The sequence below is a fragment of the Bradyrhizobium sp. STM 3809 genome, assembly GCF_000239795.1.
Lineage (GTDB): Bacteria > Pseudomonadota > Alphaproteobacteria > Rhizobiales > Xanthobacteraceae > Bradyrhizobium.
The window spans coordinates 1-5,255 of sequence record NZ_CAFJ01000757.1 but is presented as its reverse complement, the minus strand read 5'-3'; the positions used below and the strand labels follow the sequence as shown (position 1 = coordinate 5,255).

At 66.2% G+C, this 5,255-nt stretch carries 3 protein-coding genes; all 3 read right to left on the bottom strand.

Features of this window, described 5'->3' with window-relative positions:
- Window positions 1-169: 169 nt before the first annotated feature.
- The 3 genes from BRAS3809_RS32415 to BRAS3809_RS32405 all read right to left on the bottom strand — a co-directional run bounded on the left by BRAS3809_RS32415 (window position 170) and on the right by BRAS3809_RS32405 (window position 4,936).
- Window positions 170-1,072, bottom strand: a complete 903-nt coding sequence (locus BRAS3809_RS32415; RefSeq protein WP_008966238.1) for a 4-(cytidine 5'-diphospho)-2-C-methyl-D-erythritol kinase — start codon at window positions 1,070-1,072, stop codon at window positions 170-172.
- 166 nt (window positions 1,073-1,238) lie between these two features.
- Window positions 1,239-3,035 (bottom strand): tetratricopeptide repeat protein, encoded by a 1,797-nt coding sequence (locus tag BRAS3809_RS32410; RefSeq protein WP_085963562.1) that lies wholly within the window; start codon window positions 3,033-3,035, stop codon window positions 1,239-1,241.
- A gap of 242 nt (window positions 3,036-3,277) precedes the next feature.
- Entirely contained in the window at window positions 3,278-4,936 is a 1,659-nt protein-coding gene (locus BRAS3809_RS32405) for an electron transfer flavoprotein-ubiquinone oxidoreductase (RefSeq protein ID WP_008966236.1), read from the bottom strand.
- Between the last annotated feature and the right edge of the window lie 319 nt (window positions 4,937-5,255).

The following is a 5,255-nucleotide window of genomic DNA, read 5'->3' as shown; positions in this document are numbered from 1 at the left end:
CATGTGCGGCCTGTCAACTAATTCGCTCGGGTGAGAGGTATCTCTCCGCAAACTGAGCTCGCTGAGACATACCCCTCACCCGAGCGAGCTTGCTGCGCTGTCCTACATGCCCTCTCCCGCAAGGGGAGAGGGCGCCGTATTGGACAGTCGTTTCGCTGCTGATAGTTGGTTAGCTCAGCGTGCCTGCGTGCACCCACCATTCGGGATGCGTGGCGGCGATCGCGGCGCCGGCGGTCTTCGCGTCCGCCGCGCTGCTGTAGATCGCAAAGCACGTCGCGCCCGAGCCGGACATGCGGGCCAGCAGCACGCCTGAACTCGCGCGCAGCGCGGCGAGCACGGTGCCGATGACCGGCTGCACCTTCAGCGCCGGAGGCTCGAGATCGTTCTTCACCTGCTCGAGCGTGGCGACCCAATCACCGATCGACGCACCGGCCTTCGGCCACGCCGGCGCCGCCAGCACGTCGCCGGCTCCCACCAGCAGATCGCCCGGCTTCAGGCCGAGCGCCTGGAACACGTCCTTGGTCGCGACCGGCACGCGCGGATTGATCATCACGCAGGGCAGGACGGGCAGCGCGAGCGGCTGCAAATTCTCGCCGACGCCGGTCATGGTGCAGGCGCGCGAGGGCACGCAGACCGGCACGTCTGCGCCGGTCTTCAGCGCGACAGCCTGGAGGCGCGGATCGTCCAGCGACAGGCCGTTCGACTGCGCGAGCAGCCGCAGCGCGGCGGCTGCGTCCGCCGAGCCGCCGCCGATGCCGGCGGCGACCGGCAGCACCTTCTCCAGGCTGAACGCGCCGAGCTTCAGGCCGGGAACGGCCTCGGCCAGCAGGCGGGCCGCCTTGAGCACGAGATTGTCGGAGGTCTCGCCGCAGGCGTCCGCGAGCGGTCCGGTCGTGGTCAGCGTCAGTTCGGGGCCCGGCGCCAGCGTGAGCTGGTCGGCGCAGTCGGCGAACGCCACAACGCTTTCGAGATCATGATAGCCGTCGGCACGGCGGCCGACGACGCGCAGCGTGAGATTGACCTTGGCGCGGCCCTGCTCCTGCAGCGCGCCGGTGACCGTGGACGCCAACATCGGCGCAATGCCCCCAAGCTGTCTGGTTGTGGAGATCCGGCGACGCCGCCAGCCCGGGGGCCGCGGCGAAGGTGGCCGGTAACGCCACGCCCTTCATCAAAATCAATCCGGGCTCCCCGGCAAGCCGAGGAGCCCGTGATGGCTTCAAAATCCTGATCGGTACGAGCTAACCGCCCTTGCCGTCGTCCTTCTTGGCATCGGCCGGCGCGTCCTTGGTGTCGGCGCTGGCGGCGGCCGGCGCCGGATCGTCGGTGAGGCCGTTCTGGATCTTGGCCTCGATCTTCGGCAGTTCCTCCGGCTCCGGCTTCAGGTCGCGGGCATGGGCCCACTGGAACTTGGCTTCCAGCTTGCGGCCGACCTTCCAATAGGCGTCGCCGAGATGGTCGTTGATGGTCGGATCCTCGGGCTTCAGGTCGATCGCGCGCTCGAGGTTCTTCACCGCCTCCTCGTAGTTGCCGATGCGGAAATAGGCCCAGCCGAGCGAGTCGACGATGTAGCCGTCGTCGGGACGCTGCTCGACGGCGCGCTTGATCATCTTCATGCCTTCGTCGAGATTGATGCCCTGGTCGATCCAGGAATAGCCGAGATAGTTCAGCACGTGCGGCTGGTCGGGCTGCAGCTCGAGCGCCTTGCGCATGTCGGCCTCGGCCTTCGGCCACTGCTTGGAGCGCTCCAGGCAGATGCCGCGATAATAGTAGTAGACGCTGTTGGCCTTGTCGTTGTTCGCGGGCAGCGAATCGATGCCGAGCGTGTAGGTCTTGGCGCAATCGGCGAACTTCTTGCGGCCGCGCTCGATGTTGCCGAGCGCCATGATGGCCTCGAGATCCTTCGGATCCTGCGTGATCACGTCCTTGAGGATCTTGATCGCCTCGTCGCTGCGGTCGGCGGCGTCGAGATCGGTCGCGAGCTGGATCTGCGCGTTGCGCTTCAGCGGCGAGCTCGCCGGCACGCGCTCATAGACCTTGATCGCCATCTGCGGCTTCTTCACCGTCTCGTAGAGATCGGCGAGCGACAGCAGCGCCAGCGGATGGTTCGGCTGCAGATGCAGCGCGAGCTGCAGATAGACCAGCGCGAGGTCCTCGCCGCCGCGGCGGCTCAGCGTGGCGCCGATGCCGTACAGCGCCTCGGCGGCGCCGGCCTGCGGCGAGTCGACCAGCGGCGGCAGCTTCTTGCCGGCCTTGGTGTCGCGCAGCCCTTCCTGCACCAGCGGATGGCGCGCGAGCTTCTTGTCGAAGGCCTCATAGATCGCGGTGGCGGAGGCCGCGTCCTTGTTGCGCGACAGCCAGTGCGCGTAGGCCTCGGTGATGCGCAGCATCGAATCGTCGAGCTTGTAGGCGCGCTCGAAGCGGACGCCCGCCTCCTTCTCCTTGCCGGCGAGCTCCAGGATCATGCCGGCATGGAGGTCCTTGAACAGCGGATACCATTCCGGGCCGGTCAGCTTGTCGATGTTGGCGACCGCGCCCTTGGCATCGCCGGCGCCCGCCGTGGCCCAGGCCGACAGCAGGGTGGCGACGAGGTCGGTGATCGGGCCGCGCACCGACTGGTTGATGTTGTTCTGCGCGGCAGCGTACTTCTTCTGCTTGATGTCCTGCACGCCCATCACCAGGCGCGCGATGCGGTTCGACTTGTCGACCGCGAGCACGCGATCGGCGAGCTTGACGGCCTCATCGATGTCGCCGTCCGCGACCGAGGAGATGAAGGCGCGGTCGAGCAGTTCGTTGTTCTTCGGATCGCTGCGCAGCGCCGAGCGGTAGAACGCCGCGGCCGAGGCCGCGTCGCGCTCGACGCTGGCGTGGCGGGCGGCGAGATAGCTGCCAGAGGTGGTGAGCGACTTCAGATCGACGCTGGTCGGAAACTTCGCGGGGGTGTCAGTCGGATGATCCGGCGTCTGGGCCAGGACGGTACCGGGAAGCAGCAAGGCAGCAATAGCAATGGCGGTCCAGCGATTGCGAATGGATAACATCACGGTGCGCTCTGGTTGTTGGGTAAGGATTGGTCGTATCGACTCGAACCCGGTCGGCCGCTCGTCAATGCGCCGACAATGCCGCGTTTGGCGGCCAACCGCAAGGATTTGCAGGATATTCGGGTCAGCCGGGAGCCCCTTTGGCCAAGGTCTCCTGCGACAAACCGCGCCAAGATGGCCGTATCGTGGCCGGCCGCCCCTCGCGGGGCGGCCGCCTCACGCAAACGTGCGTGAAGGAAAGTTTACATCGCCTCGTAGTTCGGGCCGCCGCCGCCTTCCGGAGGAACCCAGGTGATGTTGCCGTTGGGGTCCTTGACGTCGCAGGTCTTGCAGTGGACGCAGTTCTGCGCGTTGATCACGAAGCGCGGGCTCGCGCCGTCCTCGACCCACTCATACACGCCGGCCGGGCAATAGCGGTTGGAGGGCCCGGCATAGACGTCGTGCTCGGAGCTCTTCTGCAGCGCCATGTCGGCGACCTTCAGATGCACCGGCTGGTCTTCCTCGTGATTGGTGTTCGACAGGAACACCGAGGAGAGACGATCGAAGGTCAGCTTGCCGTCAGGCTTCATCGCGGGCCTGGGCTGATGCGCCTTGGCCGGGTCGAGCGTGGCGCGATCGGGCTTGCCATGCGACTGGGTGCCGAACAGCGAGAAGCCCAGCGTGTTGCACCACATGTCGAAGCCGCCGAGGACCACGCCGAGCACGGTGCCGAACTTCGACCACAGCGGCTTGACGTTGCGGACCTTGAACAGGTCCTCGCCCACCGGCGACGAGCGCCAGGCGTTTTCGTAGTCGACCAGCTCGTCATTGGCACGGCCGGCGGCGAGCGCCGCGTTGAGATGCTCGGCGGCGAGCATCGCGCTGCCCATCGCATTGTGCACGCCCTTGATGCGCGGCACGTTGACGAAGCCCGCGGCGCAGCCGATCAGCACGCCGCCCGGGAACGACAGCCGCGGCACCGACTGATAGCCGCCCTCGGTGATGGCGCGCGCGCCATAGGCCAGGCGCTTGCCGCCTTCGAACAGGCCGCGGATCGCGGGGTGAGTCTTGAAGCGCTGGAATTCCTCGAACGGCGACAGATAGGGATCGTCGTAGTTCAGATGCACGACGAAGCCGACCGCGACGAGATTGTCGTCGTAGTGATAGAGGAACGAGCCGCCGCCGGTCTTCATGTCGAGCGGCCAGCCGAACGAGTGCTGGATCAGGCCCTTCTGGTGCTTGGCGGGATCGATCTGCCAGACCTCCTTCAGGCCGATGCCGAATTTCGGCGGCTCACTCTTGGCGTCGAGTGCGAATTTCGAGATCAGCTGCTTGGACAGGCTGCCGCGCGCGCCTTCGGCGAACAGCGTGTACTTGCCGAGCAGCTCCATGCCGCGGGTGAACGAGGCCTTCGGCTGACCGTCCTTGCCGATGCCCATGTCGCCGGTGGCGATGCCGCGCACCGCGCCCTGCTCGTCATACAGCACTTCTGTCGCGGCGAAGCCCGGATAGATCTCGACGCCGAGCGCCTCGGCCTTGCGCGACAGCCAGCGGCAGACATTGCCGAGCGAGCCGACGAAGCAATGGTGGTTGTCCATTAACGGCGGCATCGCGAAGCCCGGCAGCTTGATCGCGCCGCCCTCGGTCATCCAGAAGAACTTGTCCTCCTTGACCTGGGTCTTCAGCGGGCAGTCGTCGTCGGTGCGCCAGTCCGGCAGCAGCTTGTCCAGCGCGACGGGATCGATCACGGCGCCCGACAGAATGTGCGCACCGACCTCGGAGCCCTTCTCGACCACGACGACGTTGAGGTCGGCATTCAGCTGTTTGAGCCGGATCGCGGCGGTCAGGCCCGACGGGCCGGCGCCGACGATGACGACGTCAAACTCCATGGATTCGCGCGCGGGTAATTCTTCGGTGCTCATCTCTCTCGATCTCAAGGCCCGGCTGGTGCAGCTCGATGTGGCCCCTGCCGCCCCCTGGCGCAAGCAAAGGTCAAATCCGAGAGCTGCAATAGCAACAATGACTTAACTAGGGTTCCTCATGGCGCTCGCATTTCGCTGGAGGCGGATCCTCGGAGGGGAGCGAAGGCTGGCGCCGGAACACTAGGGCGTTCCGTCCCGTTTTGGGGTTATTCCAAGCTCTTGTTTCCGATTTTTCGGGGCAGGACAACCACGTAAATGCATTCCGCCCTGCGCCGGGACGGCGTAGACTGGCGCATCGACCGATGATGACTCCCGAGCC